Here is an 18,025-nt window from a genome sequence, read left to right as displayed (position 1 = left end):
CTTTTGGTGTAAGAAAAATTTGTTTTTTCTTAAAAAAAACTATGTTAATCTTATAGGCGATATGATATATTAGATGCAGTTTTAAAAAAGATAAAAAGGGGGAATCAATTTGAAATTTAGAATTGGTTTGATCGGAAGAATTATTATCGCGATTGCACTTGCTGTCGGTCTAGGATTATTGCTTCCGGCTATTCACGAAGGTTTTGCTAATTGGGTTGTCAGACTCTTCGCAACATTTAATATGTTGTTTGGCGGTTTTTTAAATTTTGTTGTCCCATTAATTATCATTGGGTTTATTGCACCGGGTATTGCGCAACTTGGGAAAGGGTCCGGGAAATTACTCGGAATTGCAACAGTATTTGCTTACGCATCAACAATATTCGCTGGAATAATGGCTTTTGTTGTAGCGACTGCTATCCTTCCTAATTTTATCGGGAGTGCAACTGACACGAGTGTTGCTGAGGCTGCGAGAGAGGCTGGGACTGCATTTTTTGACCTGGAAATGCCACCGGTTATGGGCATTATGACTGCGCTTCTTATTGCATTTTTATTTGGAATTGGAATGGCTTCGATTGGCAGTAAAACGATGTTACCAGTTTTCGAAGAGTTTCAATTAATAATAGAAAAAGTGATATCATTTGTCATTATTCCATTACTACCTGTCCATATTTTCGGGATATTTTTGAATATGACCTATACAGGCGAAGTTGGAAAAGTACTATCTGTCTTCGCATTAGTTTTTGTTATGATTATTATACTTCATCTATTAATGTTAACAATTCAATACACAGTTGCTGGTGCAATGTCAAAGCGAAATCCATTGTTTTTAATGAAAACGATGGCGCCTGCTTACTTTACAGCACTCGGTACGCAGTCATCAGCTGCGACAATACCAGTTACTTTAAGACAAGCACGTAAAACGGGTGCATCGGAAAAAGTCACGGATTTTACAATCCCACTATTTGCTACGATTCATCTTTCAGGAAGTACAATTACCCTCGTTTCTTGTTCGATTGGTGTATTATTGATGAACGGTCTTCCAGTTAGTTTTGCTGAGTATTTACCATTTATTCTAATGCTTGGGGTTACAATGATTGCAGCGCCTGGCGTACCAGGTGGGGCTGTAATGGCCGCAGTTGGCTTATTAAGTTCTATGCTTGGATTTAGTGAAGCGATGGTTGCGTTAATGATCGCACTCTATATGGCACAAGATAGTTTCGGAACGGCAACAAACGTTACAGGTGACGGAGCAATCGCAATTATGGTAGATAAATTCACAAAGAAATAGAGTATTCAACGAAATGCTTTTTCTCAATGACTATTCGTCAATTGAGAAAAGGCGTTTCTTTTGTTATACTGGGATTTATAAGCGGAAAATTACTAGTAAGCTGTTTTGAATGTGCTTAATTCAAACATTTGCAAGGGAGCCGTTTATAGGATAAGATTAGAATTATACTAAATTGAGAATGGGTATCCATTCGCATTTATCATATTGGAGGTATAGGAATGGCAACTTTAGAAATAAAAGGCCTTCACGTTGAAATCGAAGGCAAGGAAATTTTGAAAGGCGTCGATTTGACGATTAATACAAATGAGATCCATGCAATTATGGGTCCAAACGGTACAGGAAAGTCAACTCTCGCGCAAGCGATTATGGGTCACCCTAGATACGAAATTACTTCAGGTTCAGTTACATTGGATGGTGAAGATGTACTGGAAATGGAAGTAGACGAGCGTGCGAATGCTGGTTTATTCCTAGCAATGCAATATCCAAGTGAAGTAGCTGGTGTCACAAACGCAGACTTCTTACGTTCAGCAATTAACGCAAAACGTGAAGAAGGCGACGAAATTCCGCTGATGAGCTTCATTCGAGAATTAGATGCGAAAATGGATACACTTGAAATGCATGAAGATATGGCAACACGTTACTTAAACGAAGGATTCTCAGGTGGAGAGAAGAAGCGTAACGAAATTCTTCAGTTAATGATGTTAAAGCCTAAGTTTGCAATTCTTGATGAAATCGACTCAGGTTTAGACATTGATGCACTACGCATCGTTTCTAAAGGTGTTAACGAAATGCGCGGAGAAAACTTTGGTTGCTTAATCATTACACACTACCAACGCCTACTTGACTACATTACACCAGACCATGTACACGTAATGATGCAAGGTAAAGTTGTGAAATCAGGTGGTCCAGAATTAGCACAAAAACTTGAAGCTGAAGGATACGACTGGTTACAACAAGAACTTGGTATTGAAGCAGAAACTGCAGAGCAAGAAGCATAAGAAAGGGGACAATTCAAAATGACGGTTGAAACAAAAATGGCATTGACCGAACAGGATGTCCGTTCCTTTTCAGAAAAGATGAATGAAGCAGCGTGGATGACAGATTTCCGTGCAGATGCATTTGCGAAATTGGAACAACTCCCTATGCCTAAACCAGATAAAACAAGGATTGATCGTTGGAACTTTACAGACTTTCCTATCCATGCGGTAGAAGGAACTGTAGTTTCCTCATTAAATGAATTACCTGAAGAAGTGCGCGCACTCTTTAGTGAAGATAAAGAACAGAATGTTTACGTTCAACATAATAATACACCAGCTTTTACTTCAATTTCAGAAGATTTGAAAGCAAAAGGTGTTATTATCACGGATATTTTCACAGCAACTCGCGAATATGAAGAGTTGTTGAAAAAATATTATATGACAGACGGTGTAAAGGTAGATGAACATAAGCTGACGGCTTTAAATGCTGCATGCATGAACGGTGGATTATTCGTCTATGTACCGAAAAATGTCATTGTAGAAGACCCAATTCAAGCAGTATTTTTCCATGACAATGAACAAGCGTCTTTATTCAACCACGTCATCGTTGTTGCAGAGGCAAACAGTTCGTTAACATATATCGAAAACTATATGTCTACAGTAACAGAAGCAAAAGGACAAGCGAATATTGTGGCTGAAGTATTTACAGGCGACAATGCGCAAGTTACATTTGGTGCTGTTGATGTGTTGCCAACAGGGTTTACAACATTTGTCAGCCGCCGCGGAGTGACTGGAAGAGATAGCCAGTTAAACTGGGCACTTGGCCTAATGAACGACAGTGACACAATTGCTGAGAACATTACTCACCTAATTGGTGACGGTTCTCATAGTGATTTGAAAACAGTAGTTGTAGGTCGCGGAAAACAACGTCAAAACTTTACAACTGAAATTATTAGTTACGGTAAAAATACAAACGGTATGATTTTAAAGCACGCTGTTGTAAAAGACGAGTCAACAGTAATCTTTAATGGTATCGGTAAAATTGAAAAAGGCGGCATCGGTTCCAATGCTGAGCAAGAGTCACGTATGCTAATTCTAAGTGAGCGTGCACGTGCAGATGCCAACCCAATACTCCTCATTAGAGAAGATGAAGTAACAGCAGGTCATGCGGCAACAGTTGGACGTGTAGATCCACTTCAAATGTTCTACTTAATGAGCCGTGGAATTTCAAAGCAAGAAGCAGAACGCCTCATCATTCACGGATTCCTTGCACCAGTCGTATCTGAATTAGCATCAGATGGTGTGAAGAAGCTGTTGACGGAGGTTATTGAAAGGAAAGTGCGCTAATGCTTAACAAAGACATACGCAATCATTTCCCAATATTAAATCAAGAGATAAACGGGCATCCGCTCGTTTATCTCGATAGTGCGGCAACATCGCAAAAACCACAAAAAGTGATTGATGCGATTAAGCACTATTATGAGTACGAAAATTCGAACGTTCATCGCGGTGTGCATACGCTTGGTAACCGTGCAACAGAAGCTTATGAAGGCGCACGTGAAAAGGTCCGTCGGTTCGTTAATGCGAAGTCTACGGAGGAAATTATTTTCACGCGTGGTACGACAACGGCTTTAAACTTAGTTGCACAAAGTTACGGTCAAGCGAATGTACAAGAAGGCGATGAAATCGTTATTACACATATGGAGCATCACTCGAATATTATTCCGTGGCAGCAACTTGCGAGAGCAAAAGGGGCTACATTGAATTATATTGATTTAGAATCGGACGGGACGATTTCGTTAGATAAAGTTCGTGAAGTCATTACGGATCGGACTAAAATAGTCGCAATTATGCATGTTTCTAACGTACTTGGTACGATTAACCCGATTCAAGAAATTACAGAAATTGCACATGCACACGGTGCAGTGATGGTTGTTGATGGCGCACAAGCAGCGCCGCATATTAAAGTAGACGTGGAAGCACTAGACTGTGACTTCTATGCATTTTCCGGACATAAAATGGGTGCACCAACTGGTATTGGTGTTCTTTACGGAAAAAAACGTTTACTTGAAAACATGGAGCCGGTAGAATTTGGCGGCGAAATGATTGATTTTGTCGGACTGCAAGAATCGACTTGGAAAGAATTGCCTTGGAAATTTGAAGGTGGGACGCCGATTATTGCAGGTGCAGTAGGACTTGGTGCTGCAATTGATTATCTCGAGGAAATTGGTCTCGACAATATCGAACGTCATGAACACGAACTTGCCGCATATGCGCTCGAACGTTTTAAAGACGTTGAAGGATTGACCATTTACGGACCAATGAATGCCGACGAGCGTGCCGGCGTCATTACATTTAACCTAGAAGGTGTTCATCCGCATGACTTGGCAACTGTATTGGACATGAATGGAATTGCTGTGAGAGCAGGTCATCATTGTGCTCAACCGCTCATGAAGTGGTTAGATGTTTCATCGACAGCAAGAGCAAGTTTCTATGTTTACAATACAAAAGAAGATGTTGATCGTCTCGTAGATGGACTCCGGACTGCAAAGGAGTATTTCAGCGATGTCGTCTAGAAATCTTGACCAACTGTATCGTTCGGTTATCATGGACCATTACAAGTCGCCAAGAAACAAAGGCGTTCTTGATGAGAGCAGTGTCACAGTTGATATGAACAACCCAACTTGTGGTGACGTAATCCATTTAACGATGCAAGTTGAAGAGGGAACAGTAAAAGATGCGAAGTTTGAAGGTGAAGGTTGCTCAATTTCCATGGCATCGGCGTCAATGATGACGCAAATGCTAAAAGGGAAAACAGAGGCAGAAGCGTTACAACTCGCAGATACAATTTCAGAAATGATGCTTGGCAATGAATACGACACTTCTATCGATTTAGGGGACATTGAAGCACTATCAGGCGTTGCAAAGTTCCCAGCCCGTATTAAATGCGCAACGCTTGCATGGAAGGCGATGGAAAAAGGAATCGGGGAAGAAGAGTCTGAGGAATAAACGATTTGTTTGAAAAGTGCTATCGTCCTTTCGCTGTAGATAACGAAATGGGCAATGCTCTCAATACCTTTTCAAGCGTAAATTATATGAACGGAGGAATAATTAATGGCTAAAAAAATGCCTGAAATCGGCGAATATAAATACGGTTTCCATGATGAAGATGTTTCTGTGTTTCGTTCCGAGCGTGGATTAACGCGTGAAATCGTCGAAGAAATTTCATCTATGAAAGAAGAGCCACAATGGATGCTCGACTACCGTTTGAAGTCATTAGAGCTATTTTACGAAATGCCTATGCCGCAGTGGGGTGGAGATTTAAGTGCGCTTAACTTCGATGAAATCACCTATTACGTAAAAGCTTCTGATGCAACTGAACGTTCATGGGATGAGGTTCCAGAAGAAATTAAACGTACATTTGATAAACTAGGAATTCCTGAAGCAGAACAGAAGTATTTAGCAGGGGTTTCTGCACAGTATGAATCTGAAGTTGTTTACCACAACATGAAAGCAGATTTAGAAGAACAAGGGATAATCTTTAAAGATACAGACTCTGCTCTTCAAGAAAACGAAGAAATCTTTAAAAAATATTGGGGTACGGTTATCCCGAACACTGACAATAAATTTGCTGCATTGAACTCAGCAGTTTGGTCAGGTGGTTCATTCATTTACGTACCACCAGGTGTGAAAGTAGAATCCCCATTACAAGCGTATTTCCGTATTAACTCGGAAAACATGGGACAATTCGAACGTACAATGATCATCGTTGACGAAGGCGCAAGCGTTCACTACGTTGAAGGATGTACAGCACCAATTTTCACAACGAACTCACTTCACAGTGCCGTAGTAGAAATTATCGTTAAAGAAAACGGTTATTGCCGTTACACGACAATCCAAAACTGGGCGAACAACGTTTACAACCTCGTTACAAAACGTGCAGTTGTGGATGCGCACGGTACGATGGAATGGATTGACGGAAATATCGGTTCTAAAGTGACAATGAAATACCCAGCAGTTCTTCTTCGCGGAGAAGGCGCACGTGGTATGACATTATCGATTGCACTTTCAGGTAAAGGCCAAACACAAGATGCGGGTGCGAAAATGATGCACTTAGCACCGAACACATCATCGACAATCGTTTCTAAATCGATTTCTCACGGCGGTGGAGTCGGGACATATCGTGGAATTGTACACTTCGGACGTAGAGCAGACGGTGCTAGTTCAAACATCGAATGTGATGCGTTGCTAATGGATGACATTTCCATTTCCGACACAATTCCATACAACGAAATCCTAAACGACAACATTTCACTTCAGCACGAAGCAAGCGTTTCTAAAGTATCTGAAGACCAGCTCTTCTATTTAATGAGTCGTGGTGTTCCAGAGCTAGAAGCAATCGAAATGATCGTTCTCGGATTCATTGAACCATTCACAAAAGAACTACCGATGGAATATGCGGTAGAGATGAACCGTCTTATCAAGTTTGAGATGGAAGGTTCTATCGGTTAAGACACTTTAAACCCTTACCACAACAATGTTTGTGGCGAGGGTTTTTTTATAGGAATTCTCCTAACGTTACACTTTGAAAGGGAGGTTTAGCGTTTCTCTAAGGATTAGTAACTGCTAAACTATCAGAATAATGATACACTAGTATATGGAAATAAATTAAGGGGGGCTAAATAATGCGAAATAAAGATATGTTGCTTATCCCTGGACCGACGCCAGTGATTGATTCGATTTATGATGCGATGGCACAGGAAACAAGAAGTCATACAGATGGAAGATTTACGAAAGTTTATAAAAAAGCCATTGAGATGACCCGTGAAATGTTCCAAACAGACGGGGAAGTCTTCGTTGTTTCAGGTTCTGGAACATTAGCGATGGAGATGGCACTTGTGAATACAGTTGCTGCTGGAGAAAAGTTATTAGTCATTAGCCAAGGCTATTTCGGCGACCGTTTTATTAAACTAGGCGAAGCTTTTGGCATTGATGTAGAAGTTCTCCAATCCGAGTGGGGTAAGCAAGTAACTCCGGCTGAAGTTGAAGCTAAACTTGCAACGGATACATTTAAAGCAGTTACGATAACACATGCAGATACTTCAACAGGCGTTGTTGCTGATTTAGAAGCACTTGTACCGATTATTAAAAAGCATGGTGCACTTATTATTTTGGACGGTGTTGTGGCAACTGCGGCAATTGAAGAAGATATGAGTAAAACATACGGCCATCCAGACTATAAGATTGATGTGATTTTAACAGGCTCGCAAAAGGCAATTGGTGTCCCACCAGGACTCGCAATTGTTGCTTTCAATAAAACGGCTTTAGCCGCGCGTGAACAAATTGAACGTGTACCTGCTTATTACGCGGATATTTATAACTGGATCCCGATTATGCATGACCCGAGCAAATACTTTGCAACCCCACCTGTAAACTTGATTTATGCGTATCATGAAGGGATGCGTCTTGTTTTAGATGAAGGTATGGAAAAGCGTTATAAGCGCCACACGGCTTACGGTAAGGCGGTGCGAGCTGGATTAGCTGCTTATGGGATGCAAGCGTTAGCAGAAGAATCTGTTGCCGCTTCCACGCTAAGCTGTATTTTATACCCAGATGGTGTAGACGACGTAAATTTCCGCGCTACAATGGCTGAAAAAGGCGTAATTTTAGCGGGGGCACTTGCTCATCTAGGCGGGAAGGCATTCCGCATCGGTCATATGGGCAATACCACTGCTGAAATGCTTGAAAAAGCAGTTGACTTAATCGGTGAAACATTGAACGAAATGGGTCATCAGGTTGATCGAGCAAATGCACGCGCGCAATTTAGGGCTCAATTAGAAATCAAAGTATAATATATTTCTTGTCCTAAGCCTTATGTTTACTTGAAAATGAAAAGGTGACCTACCCAAATATAAATCTCGGTAGGTCGCTCTTTTTGTTATTCTTTATTAAAGATTTGATAATAACCGCTTGGCGATTTGCTGATACTCATCGGGCCCGATTCCTGGCGCGAACTCTTCAGGGAGGTCTTCAAGTTCTGGGATATCGTATCCTTGTGGCATCCCTTCCTTAACGTAAAGAGTCTCCCCACTAGATGGGTTAGTTCCTTTCCAAATTTGTCGGATGTCATTATATTCGCCTGTATCATTCCAAGTAAATAACACATTCCCGTGTCCGCGTTCTTCATATTTTCTTGCAGTATCGAAGGCGCGATTATCTAAGCTAGGGATTGGAAGCATTTTTGTTAAATCAGTACCCGTTGCTATTTCAAGCGCTTTCGCATAGGCAAGAATATGAGTACCACCTCTAACGAGAAGGTAGCCAATCATTTCTCTTGCTGTAGGGTGATCGGTCATTTCATAAACGCGCATTTTATGTGTTCTTGCTCCACACTCGAGGAAAAAGTTGTGTAAAAGGTCGAGTACTAAATTGCCGCTAGAAAAAACGTTATCTCCGCACCATGGATTGCCCATAGAATCTCCAGGCATTGAAGTTTGAGCGGTTGCGATGAAGCTATATGAATTTCGCTTATTTTTAGCATTTTGTAGAGGGGTTAGGTCAGGATCTGCAGTGAAGGAAGTTCCTTTATTGACGATATTAATGGTATTTGAGACGAGTTCTACATGGCCAAATTCCTCAGCTGTAATACTGGCAACTAAATCATAAAAAGGCTTTAATTTTCCTTTTTGTCTAAAGTTAAATGATTGGTACATATAATTATTCAATGTTGACATTTCACCGAACTTACCCCCTAACAGCTCTTGAACGACTGAAGCGGCATTCGCATCTCCATATTCAGGAACGGGTAAATCGATTGGCAGTTTTTTAACTCGTTTAATCAATGGATGTTTGCTCTCCTTCCACAAAGAAATTCAATCATGCTTCCGTTATCCATACGATTTCTTGTATTCGAACATAAAATGGTGTGTCACTTACTTCAATGACAACATGGTCTGGACTAACTGAGTGTAATAGGCCTTGTAAAGGATTTTTCGTCGTATTAATTACAACCCATTTACCTCTAAAGCTGTGTAGCCTTTGATATAAGTAGGAATCAACGATACTTACTAAACCGACTTCTGATTGCTTTCCGCTCATCTCATTTCCACCTTTCATATTAATCATCTAACTGTATGGATAAGAGGAAGGATATATGATTATATTGAGGGAATATGATTTCTCATGTATTGAAACGTATTAGTTACACAAACTATTAACACGATGATGAAATAATTGACTCTGCATCAAGTAGCAACTATACTTTACCCAATATCATAATTACGCAACTTTCTTTAAGGGGAGTAGCTACACAGCAAAGTCGTCAGTACAGGGCCCAGTCCCTCGGTTTTGTTGGCAACACCCGTTGTTTGCGAGACCTTACCGTTTATTTGGTGAGGCTTATTTTTTAGAGGCGTTGTAACCAAATACTGGTTATACCGTCTTTTTTTATTTCCTATAAGATACTGGAGGACAAATTTTGAATAGATACGAAGAATTGGCAAGAACGGTTGTCATTCACAAGAAAAATCGTCTCATGCGTTACTCAGATGCATTAGAACTTGTTGGTAAAGGTAGAAGTGCTTTTGTTTTTAGAATAAAGTCTTCGGATAAAGCCATTAAGCTATTTTTCCCTGGGTTTATGCATTTAGCAAAAGAAGAGGCTGAAATTTATCATGTACTTCAAAATATCTCTTATTACCCAAATATTTACGGCGCAGGTCTGAATTATATTGTGATTGATTATATTGAGGGGCTAACGCTCTTTGACTGTATCGCGCAAGGGCAGCTGATCAGACCCAATCATATAAAAGAAATTGATTATGCCTTGTTATTAGCTTCGAAACAAGGATTAAACCCATCTGATATTCACTTGCGCAACATTTTTCTGACCACGAATGGCGATATCAAGTTAATTGATGTCGCGCGTTTTAGACAGCAGAAAAATTGTGCACAGTGGAACAATCTAAAGAAAGCGTACGAACAGCTTTATCGAAAGCGGTTCTTTCCAAAGAAAATTGCTGCGACATATCTGAATGGTATTGCATTCCTTTATAAAAAAGGATTCATTCCTTCCTATCGAATGAAGTGAATATAGTCCTGAAACAGAAATTAACCTAGTTCCAAGCATTGTCTGAAAAAATAGTAGAATGTATGATAGGATAAGAGTATTCCTTTTCTTAGGGAGGGCATGAGAAGATGATACAAATCGGGTTGACGGGGTGGGGAGATCATCCGGATCTTGCCAATCCGAATTCAACCGCAAGAGATAAATTACTGGATTATACTGCACATTTTCCAATCGTGGAATTAGATTCCACATTTTATGCGATACAACCAGAGCGAAACATTCAAAGATGGATACGGGAAACGCCGGATGATTTTCAATTTATTGTGAAGGCATATCAAGGAATAACCGGACATCACCGTGGTGAATTGCCGTTTGAATCGGAAGAAGAGATGTATCGTCTATTTATTCAATCGATAAAACCATTGCAAGAGGCAGGGAAGTTAGCGATGGTCCTCGTCCAGTTTCCGCCTTGGTTTGATTGTGTGAAAGAACATGTGGATGAAATCCGTTCAATTTGCAAGAAATTAAAAGGCTTTGATATTGCCATTGAGTTTAGACACCAATCGTGGTATTCAACACCATTTAAAATGAAAACAATCGCCTTTTTGCGCGAATTAAATGTCATTCATTCAGTGTGTGATGAACCGCAAGCAGGGGAGGGGAGCATACCCCTTGTACCGGTGTCAACCAGGGCCGATAAGGTGCTCTTTCGTTTACATGGTCGGAATATATACGGGTGGCGCAATACGTCAGGAGACGATAAATCATGGCGTACTGTGCGCAATTTATATGAGTATGATGCGAAAGAATTAAAAGAATTTGAAGCCGTTACACAAAAATTAGCTGCTGAAACAGAGGAAGTTTTTGTTATTTTTAATAATAATTCGGGGAAACATGCGGCGCAAAATGCGAAACAATTTCAACGACAACTAAACATTACATATGATAATTTAGCTTCACAACAGCTGAGTTTGTTCGAGGGGGATTGGTGATGGAGTATTTAATATTAGCGTTAATTGGATTGAGTGCGGGAGTAATCGGGGCACTTGTCGGGCTTGGGGGCGGCATCATCCTTGTTCCCGCAACGCTATTTATCGGCATTAATTTAGGGTGGATTGACGGAATTACACCCCAAACAGTCGTGGGCCTATCAGTCATTATGATGATTTTTACAGGGCTTGGTTCAACCTTGTCTTATATGAAAAAGAAAACAGTCGACTTTAAAAGTGGGGCCATCTTTTTCGCAGGTAGCGCGCCAGGTACATTAATCGGCGCATTTGTGAATAAACAGTTAGATTTGCCATCATTTAATTTATATTTTGGTATATTGCTCATTATTTTAGCAACACTTTTGTTAGTAAGAGATTATCTTAAGCCTGTGCAGTGGTTTGTGAAGCGCGGTAAAAAAAGGATGTTTACAGATATTCACGGACATGAACATATTTATGGATATCCGATTTGGTTTGCGCTATTGCTAACTTTTGGTGTTGGGTTCGCCTCCGGATTATTTGGTATTGGCGGCGGTTCGATTATTGTTCCAGCGATGATTTTATTGTTTTTATTCCCGCCACATGTTGCGGTTGGCACATCAATGTTCATGGTGTTTTTATCTGCAATTGTTAATTCAATTACACATATTTCTCTCGGTAACGTTCCTTGGCTCTATACAATCCCTGTCGTCCCGGCAGCATATTTTGGTGCGAAAATGGGGGCATATTTAAATAACAAAATGAAATCTGAAACACTAGTATTTGCGTTGCGTATCATTCTACTTCTTCTAGGTGTACGTTCAATTGTTGATGGAATTTGGGGGTAGATTGTTGGATGGAAATAATTCATATCTTGCATACAAATGATATTCATAGTCATTTTGAATATTGGCCGCAAATTCACCGTTTACTTGTGGATAAACGGAAAGAATTTGACGCACGCGGGGAACCTGTTTATCTTTTTGATATCGGCGACCACGTGGACCGCTCACACCCTTTTACAGAAGGTACGAATGGGAAGGGCAATATTCAACTATTAAACGAAGCCGGTTATGATGCGGTGACGATTGGAAATAATGAAGGAATCACGATGTCTAAGGCTGCGTTAGATGAACTTTATGACGAGGCGAAGTTTGATGTAATTGTTGGAAACTTACTAGATTCTAATGAGGAACTTCCGAACTGGGCAACATCGTCTACCATTTATACGACTGCAAAAGGAACAAAAATCGGCGTCATAGGTGCAACTGCTTATTACAAACAGTTCTATGAAACATTGGATTGGAAGATTATCCCTTCAAGGGAACAACTTATAAATGAAGCAGAGCAGCTTGTGGAGAAGACAGATGTGATTATTTGTTTGTCTCATTTAGGACTTCCAGAAGATCAGTTACTAGCAGTGGAATGTCCACATATCGATGTGATATTGGGCGCCCATACACATCATATTTTACCTGAAGGCGAGTATGTGAATGATGCATTACTTGCGGCGACAGGGAAATTTGGTGATTTTGTAGGGCATGTGACAGTGCAATTCGACGATAAGAAAAAACAGGTAATTGATAAGCATGCGAGCCTTTATCGCTCAGCAGACTTACCAGTTTTGGAAGAAGATGTTGAGAAAATAGCGAAGTATATAGATGTTGGAAAAACAGCCTTAGAAGAAAAGTTGTTTTATAATGCGGTGGATTTGAAGCAAAATCTATTTGGCACGAGCGAATTATCCTCTTATTTTGGTAGGGCGTTAATTGATTATACGGACGCAGATTGCGCGCTGTTTAATGCAGGCATCTTTTTGGGAAGTTTGGAAAAAGGGTGGATCACGAAAGGGGATATGCACCAAATATTACCTCATCCGATCAACGTCTGTACAATTGAATTAACCGGTGACCAATTACTAGAAGTCTATGAGCAGTCGTTAAACGAAGATTTGGCACATATTGAAGTAAAAGGCTTGGGATTTCGTGGTACTTTGATGGGGGCAATTCTTCATGAAAGATTGTATAGGAACCGATGGGGTGCGCTTTTCGCGGGAAATAAAGAAGTTGTACCTGAAGAGACGTATACACTTGCAACGCTAGATATGTTTACGTTTGGATATTTCTTTCCATTGTTTAAAGAGTTAGACAAAGAATATTTCATGCCCGATTTAATCCGAGATGTATTAGCAAAGTACGGTCAAAATAATGGTGAATCAACGACTCTTCCCTAGCATATGTTATAACGGGAGGAGTCGTTTTGAAATTTCAAAAACCAATTAAACGGAGAGGAATCTTTCGGCGAAAAGGAAAGATATTGCCGTTTATTTTCCTTGCTGTAATTGTAGCGGTTGTTTATTTTTTTTACTATGTCAATCAAAAACTCACTCCAATTTACATCGGTTATGCTGAAGTTCAAACCGAGAAAATCGCAAATCATGTCATCAGTGAAGCGATTACGGAACGAATTGCAAATGTCCTTGATGTGAATGATGTGATTCAACATGTACCAACGGGCGAGAGTTCGGATCAAGTGATTGCGAAATATAATACAGAAGTGATCAATCGAATACTTGCGGATGTTCGTACAACTGTCGATGAAAACTTAGATGAAATTGAAAAAGGAAATATTGATATATTACCGTTAGATGAAGATATCGAATATGATGCGGAACAAATGCAATCGCAAGGGGGCGTTGTTTTTTTTGTATCCCTTGGGCAAGTGACAGATTTACCGCTCCTTGGTAATCTTGGCCCAAGAATTCCAATTCGCTTTCATGTTATCGGTGATGCCCATGCAACTGTTGTGCCTTATATTAAGGAATTCGGTATTAATAATGCGTATGTTGAAGTAAACATTGTCCTAACAGTGCAAGTTAAAATCATTGTTCCGCTTGCCACAAAGACATCGATTGTAGAACAAACAGTGCCGATTGCGATTGGACTCGTACAAGGTCCGGTACCACAAGTCTATAGTACTGGAGATGGAGTGATGAAACCGAATGTGGATGTTGAAGTTCCGTTGAAACCGGAATTACAGGAATAAAATAGCCCTTGAAGTTCTTAAATAATTTTGATATAATCATTTCTACAAAGAAAATATCGATAGGGTAGAGGCTGCATTACTTATCAGTAGTACATGGAAGTGTGACAACGATGATCATGTGTGAAAGGGAGTTTTGCCGAAGCTTGATGAATTTGTCAAAGTCATCAGGTTGGGGTTATTCTAAATAAGAATAACACTGTCATACAGCGTATTTGCTGATGATGAGCTACAAATCGGACGTGAGATAAGCTTTTATATTTATCAAACAGACGAAAAGTAGAGTAAGCCGGCTTCCCGTAACACATTCGATTGTGCGACGAGCAGCTGGCTTTTTAATTACCTGAAAAACACCTCACCCCCAATCAATTGGAGGAATTTAGAATGATAGGAACTTGGGTTTCAATAATCCCACCAATATTAGCGATTGTAATGGTATTGCTGACAAGACGCGTACTGTTATCTCTTGGAACTGGTATTGTAGCGGGGGCATTAATTGTTGCTGCGTTTTCACCAACGCAAATATTTATTGAATTATGGGAGTCTATCACGGTCTCATTTTGGGATTGGGGCAGCAGCGCCATTAACTCAGATAATATTAATATTATGTTATTTATCTTATTGCTTGGTGTCATTACCGCTTTTGTTAGTTTGTCTGGCGGAAGCAGGGCATTTGCGGAGTGGGCAATACGTCACGTGAAAACGAAACGAGGCGCGAAGTTATTAACAGTTGCTTTGGGAATTGCCATTTTCGTGGATGACTATTTTAATTCACTTGCAGTCGGACAAATTTCAAGACCGATTACGGACCGCCATAAAATATCGCGTGCAAAGCTAGCATATTTTATTGACTCGACTTCTGCACCTATTTGTGTCGTGTCTCCTATTTCAAGTTGGGGCGCATATTTGATAGGTCTTCTCGGTATTATGTTTAGCGGAGCTGCTGCGATAAGCTATTCACCGCTATCTGCCTTCTTATTAATGGCGCCAATGAACTTTTATGTCGTAACAACATTGGCTTTAGTATTCTTCTTTGCTTGGACGAATGTAGACTTTTTCGAAATGAAAAGACATGAAGACCGTGCGGAAAGCAAAGGTCAATTATACGATCCTAATAAAGAAATTCCTGGCCAATTAAAAGAAGATTTTCCTGTGCATGCATATGGTAAAGTACGAGATCTCGTAGCGCCTATCGTTACACTTATTGTAGTGACGTTGCTCATGATGGTATGGACAGGGTATCAAGCAAGTGTTGCAGACGGAATTGCTGTTTCGATTTGGTCAATCTTTGAAAATACAAATGTTCCATATTCTCTAGTTATCGGTGGATTATCAGGAGCAGGCTTAGCTGCAATCTTATATTCACTGCAATTTAAAAACAATGAAACTGCAAATACTTTGCTAATGAGACAAGCTTTTACGAGTGGCGTGAAGGCTATGATGCCAGCGGTGCTTATACTAATTTTAGCTTGGGGCTTGACTGATTTAATTGACAAGTTAGATACTGGAGTTTATTTATCTAATGTTGTGATGCAAGCAAATATTCCAGTTGCATTCTTGCCAGCCATCATGTTTGTACTAGCTGGACTTATGGCATTTTCAACGGGTACTTCATGGGGATCATTCGGAATCTTATTGCCGATTGCGGGAAAAATTATGTTAGATGCTTCACCTGAAATGCTACTCCCTGCATTGGCGGCAGTCCTTGCAGGAGCGGTATTTGGAGACCATTGCTCACCAATTTCAGATACAACGATTCTATCGTCAACGGGTGCTGGATGTAACCATATGGATCACGTGGCGACACAACTTCCGTACGCTTTGATGAGTGCTGGAATTACGGTAATCGGATATGTCGTGTTGGGTGTAACTGGCTCGATCTGGTTAGGGTTATTGTCGGTTATTGTCGTTTTAATTGTGTTGTTTTCAGTTTGGACAATGCGGTCAAAGGCTGGAAAAGTTGCGTTAGGTCATTCAAAACAATCAATTTAAGCGAAAGAAGTGATGGAATTCATCACTTCTTTTTTTGTCGAAAAAAATAGTAGGTATTTTAAAAATGTTTTGACAATAGAATAGTAGCAATATATAATTAACTTGTGTTTAGCTTTTGAATTTTCGGACAAATAGAGAAAAGGAAAAGGAGGAAAATTCATGTCAAGACGTTCACAATGGGGGAGTCGAGCAGGGTTTATTATGGCCGCAGTTGGCTCTGCAGTAGGGCTTGGGAATATTTGGAGATTTCCGTATGTTGCCTATGAAAATGGTGGCGGTGCATTTTTTATCCCTTACTTATTTGCATTATTAACTGCGGGTATTCCGATTTTAATTATGGAGTTTACAATCGGTCATAAGTATCGTGGTTCAGCGCCACTTTCGTTTTTTAGAATGTCAGGCAAGAAATCTGAATGGATAGGTTGGTGGGGCGTTTTTGTCTCATTTGTTATATCAACCTATTATTCTGTTATTATTGCCTGGGCAATGAAGTATACGATTTACTCATTTAATTTATCTTGGGGTACTGATACAGCTGGGTTCTTGTTTGGGGATGTGCTGAATTTAGCAGATACTCCTGGAGATGTGGGGGGGTACGTTCCTGGTGTACTAATCCCTTTACTACTTGTATGGGCAATCGTTTTTATTATTCTATTAGCAGGGGTACAGCGTGGAATAGAACTCGCAAACCGTATATTTATTCCAATGTTAATAATTGTATTTCTAATGGTCGTTATACGTGCGGTTACGCTTGATGGTGCACTGCTTGGATTAGATGCATTTTTCAAACCAGATTTGACTAAACTCGCCAATCCGACAGTATGGGTAGCAGCCTACGGACATATTTTCTTTAGTTTGTCTATCGCATTTGCAATTATGATCACGTATTCTAGTTACTTACCTAAAAAATCGGATATTACGAATAACGCTTTTATTACAGGTTTTGCTAATTCAGGTTTTGAATTACTTGCGGGAATTGGGATTTTCGCGGCACTAGGTTTTATGGCAACGCAAGCTGGAACTGCTGTTTCAGAGGTTGCCGATGCTGGCGTAGGCTTAGCTTTCGTTGTATTCCCGGAGATTATCAATCAGATGCCAGGAATGAATAGCTTATTTGGTACGCTATTCTTCTTATCACTTGTACTTGCTGGTATATCTTCTCTCATCTCAATCTGTGAAACGTATATCGCTGGTATATCTGATAAATTTAATGTCTCTAGAAGTAAATCTGTTATCGTTGGTGTTGGAATAGCGGCAGTTGTTTCCACGCTTTTCGCGACACGTGGCGGATTATTCTTCCTTGATGCAGCGGATTACTTCATCAACCAATTCGGAGTCGCAGCAATTGGATTAATAGAAGTTATCCTGATCGCATGGGCATTTAGAAAGCTTGGCGTATTTGAAAATCATGCAAACGCGATTTCTGATATACGTCTAGGGGCTTGGTGGAAAGTTTGTTTGAGCGTCATTACACCGATAGTCCTAGGGTATATGATGTTTGGTTTATTACGTACGAACTTGTTAAAGCTTCATGAAACAGATAATGGAAATTATGAAGGATACTCAAATACATTTATTCTATTTGGAGGCTGGTCTGTCGCATTAGGCGCATTAGTCTTAGCAGTCTTATTTACGCTCTCCAAATGGAAACCGAATACACATGAGACTACAGATTATGAAGAAAACTAAG

At 40.1% G+C, this 18,025-nt stretch carries 16 protein-coding genes and 1 riboswitch; of the genes, 14 read left to right on the top strand and 2 right to left on the bottom strand.

All coding sequences use genetic code 11. The features are described from left to right. Nucleotides 1-109: 109 nt before the first annotated feature. From AB1H92_RS12445 to AB1H92_RS12415, 7 genes are all read left to right on the top strand, one after another. The gene (locus AB1H92_RS12445; protein ID WP_115362738.1) at nucleotides 110-1,288 is read left to right on the top strand and encodes a dicarboxylate/amino acid:cation symporter; all 1,179 of its coding nucleotides are present in this window, start codon (nucleotides 110-112) and stop codon (nucleotides 1,286-1,288) included. 218 nt (nucleotides 1,289-1,506) lie between these two features. After that, nucleotides 1,507-2,286: a Fe-S cluster assembly ATPase SufC gene (sufC, locus tag AB1H92_RS12440; protein WP_009766393.1), complete on the top strand. Its 780-nt coding sequence runs from the start codon at nucleotides 1,507-1,509 to the stop codon at nucleotides 2,284-2,286. Nucleotides 2,287-2,304: 18 nt separating this feature from the next. Next, nucleotides 2,305-3,612, top strand: coding sequence for a Fe-S cluster assembly protein SufD (gene sufD, locus AB1H92_RS12435; RefSeq protein WP_115362736.1), 1,308 nt, complete (start codon nucleotides 2,305-2,307; stop codon nucleotides 3,610-3,612). Beyond that, on the top strand, nucleotides 3,612-4,841 hold the full coding sequence (locus tag AB1H92_RS12430; protein ID WP_115362734.1) for a cysteine desulfurase: 1,230 nt from the start codon (nucleotides 3,612-3,614) through the stop codon (nucleotides 4,839-4,841). Before sufD ends, AB1H92_RS12430 begins: the two co-directional genes overlap by 1 nt. Beyond that, complete coding sequence (sufU, locus tag AB1H92_RS12425; protein ID WP_009766396.1) at nucleotides 4,831-5,274, top strand: Fe-S cluster assembly sulfur transfer protein SufU; 444 nt, start codon at nucleotides 4,831-4,833, stop codon at nucleotides 5,272-5,274. Before AB1H92_RS12430 ends, sufU begins: the two co-directional genes overlap by 11 nt. A gap of 105 nt (nucleotides 5,275-5,379) precedes the next feature. Beyond that, a complete protein-coding gene (sufB, locus tag AB1H92_RS12420) occupies nucleotides 5,380-6,777 on the top strand; it encodes a Fe-S cluster assembly protein SufB (RefSeq protein WP_115362732.1) in 1,398 nt (465 codons plus the stop codon). Between the two features lie 173 nt (nucleotides 6,778-6,950). Beyond that, nucleotides 6,951-8,117, top strand: coding sequence for an alanine--glyoxylate aminotransferase family protein (locus AB1H92_RS12415; RefSeq protein WP_115362730.1), 1,167 nt, complete (start codon nucleotides 6,951-6,953; stop codon nucleotides 8,115-8,117). 96 nt (nucleotides 8,118-8,213) lie between these two features. Here the strand turns inward: AB1H92_RS12415 and AB1H92_RS12410 are convergent, their stop codons facing one another. Both AB1H92_RS12410 and AB1H92_RS12405 read right to left on the bottom strand, forming a co-directional pair. Further along, nucleotides 8,214-9,107 (bottom strand): manganese catalase family protein, encoded by an 894-nt coding sequence (locus AB1H92_RS12410; RefSeq protein ID WP_115362728.1) that lies wholly within the window; start codon nucleotides 9,105-9,107, stop codon nucleotides 8,214-8,216. 34 nt (nucleotides 9,108-9,141) lie between these two features. Continuing rightward, nucleotides 9,142-9,363: a DUF2642 domain-containing protein gene (locus tag AB1H92_RS12405; protein ID WP_243835680.1), complete on the bottom strand. Its 222-nt coding sequence runs from the start codon at nucleotides 9,361-9,363 to the stop codon at nucleotides 9,142-9,144. Nucleotides 9,364-9,742: 379 nt separating this feature from the next. On the opposite strand from AB1H92_RS12405, the gene AB1H92_RS12400 reads away from it, so the two are divergent. The 7 genes from AB1H92_RS12400 to AB1H92_RS12370 all read left to right on the top strand — a co-directional run bounded on the left by AB1H92_RS12400 (nucleotide 9,743) and on the right by AB1H92_RS12370 (nucleotide 18,024). Beyond that, nucleotides 9,743-10,354, top strand: coding sequence for a protein kinase family protein (locus AB1H92_RS12400; protein ID WP_115362724.1), 612 nt, complete (start codon nucleotides 9,743-9,745; stop codon nucleotides 10,352-10,354). Nucleotides 10,355-10,461: 107 nt separating this feature from the next. Beyond that, the gene (locus AB1H92_RS12395; protein WP_115362722.1) at nucleotides 10,462-11,325 is read left to right on the top strand and encodes a DUF72 domain-containing protein; all 864 of its coding nucleotides are present in this window, start codon (nucleotides 10,462-10,464) and stop codon (nucleotides 11,323-11,325) included. Continuing rightward, nucleotides 11,325-12,149: a sulfite exporter TauE/SafE family protein gene (locus tag AB1H92_RS12390; RefSeq protein WP_115362720.1), complete on the top strand. Its 825-nt coding sequence runs from the start codon at nucleotides 11,325-11,327 to the stop codon at nucleotides 12,147-12,149. Before AB1H92_RS12395 ends, AB1H92_RS12390 begins: the two co-directional genes overlap by 1 nt. An 8-nt stretch (nucleotides 12,150-12,157) precedes the next feature. Next, nucleotides 12,158-13,534, top strand: a complete 1,377-nt coding sequence (locus AB1H92_RS12385; RefSeq protein ID WP_115362718.1) for a bifunctional UDP-sugar hydrolase/5'-nucleotidase — start codon at nucleotides 12,158-12,160, stop codon at nucleotides 13,532-13,534. 26 nt (nucleotides 13,535-13,560) lie between these two features. Further along, nucleotides 13,561-14,346, top strand: a complete 786-nt coding sequence (yunB, locus tag AB1H92_RS12380) for a sporulation protein YunB (protein WP_115362716.1) — start codon at nucleotides 13,561-13,563, stop codon at nucleotides 14,344-14,346. A gap of 57 nt (nucleotides 14,347-14,403) precedes the next feature. After that, a riboswitch (Lysine riboswitch) is annotated at nucleotides 14,404-14,583 on the top strand. Nucleotides 14,584-14,727: 144 nt separating this feature from the next. Next, nucleotides 14,728-16,335 carry a Na+/H+ antiporter NhaC family protein gene (locus AB1H92_RS12375; protein ID WP_115362714.1) on the top strand — a complete coding sequence of 536 codons (1,608 nt, stop codon included), beginning with the start codon at nucleotides 14,728-14,730 and terminating at the stop codon, nucleotides 16,333-16,335. A gap of 159 nt (nucleotides 16,336-16,494) precedes the next feature. Continuing rightward, nucleotides 16,495-18,024, top strand: coding sequence for a sodium-dependent transporter (locus AB1H92_RS12370; RefSeq protein ID WP_115362712.1), 1,530 nt, complete (start codon nucleotides 16,495-16,497; stop codon nucleotides 18,022-18,024). The last annotated feature ends 1 nt before the right edge of the window (nucleotide 18,025 follow it).

Source organism: Sporosarcina pasteurii (assembly GCF_041295575.1).
Lineage (GTDB): Bacteria > Bacillota > Bacilli > Bacillales_A > Planococcaceae > Sporosarcina > Sporosarcina pasteurii.
This window is presented reverse-complemented; position numbering and strand designations above follow the sequence as displayed.

Bases quoted from the DNA above. Each gene is read 5' to 3' on its own strand.
- sufC (WP_009766393.1), top strand. From the start codon at position 1,507: ATGGCAACTTTAGAAATAAAAGGCCTTCACGTTGAAATCGAAGGCAAG.
- sufD (WP_115362736.1), top strand. From the start codon at position 2,305: ATGACGGTTGAAACAAAAATGGCATTGACCGAACAGGATGTCCGTTCC.
- AB1H92_RS12430 (WP_115362734.1), top strand. From the start codon at position 3,612: ATGCTTAACAAAGACATACGCAATCATTTCCCAATATTAAATCAAGAG.
- sufU (WP_009766396.1), top strand. From the start codon at position 4,831: ATGTCGTCTAGAAATCTTGACCAACTGTATCGTTCGGTTATCATGGAC.
- sufB (WP_115362732.1), top strand. From the start codon at position 5,380: ATGGCTAAAAAAATGCCTGAAATCGGCGAATATAAATACGGTTTCCAT.
- AB1H92_RS12415 (WP_115362730.1), top strand. From the start codon at position 6,951: ATGCGAAATAAAGATATGTTGCTTATCCCTGGACCGACGCCAGTGATT.
- AB1H92_RS12405 (WP_243835680.1), bottom strand. From the start codon at position 9,363: ATGAGCGGAAAGCAATCAGAAGTCGGTTTAGTAAGTATCGTTGATTCC.
- AB1H92_RS12395 (WP_115362722.1), top strand. From the start codon at position 10,462: ATGATACAAATCGGGTTGACGGGGTGGGGAGATCATCCGGATCTTGCC.
- AB1H92_RS12390 (WP_115362720.1), top strand. From the start codon at position 11,325: ATGGAGTATTTAATATTAGCGTTAATTGGATTGAGTGCGGGAGTAATC.
- AB1H92_RS12385 (WP_115362718.1), top strand. From the start codon at position 12,158: ATGGAAATAATTCATATCTTGCATACAAATGATATTCATAGTCATTTT.
- AB1H92_RS12375 (WP_115362714.1), top strand. From the start codon at position 14,728: ATGATAGGAACTTGGGTTTCAATAATCCCACCAATATTAGCGATTGTA.
- AB1H92_RS12370 (WP_115362712.1), top strand. From the start codon at position 16,495: ATGTCAAGACGTTCACAATGGGGGAGTCGAGCAGGGTTTATTATGGCC.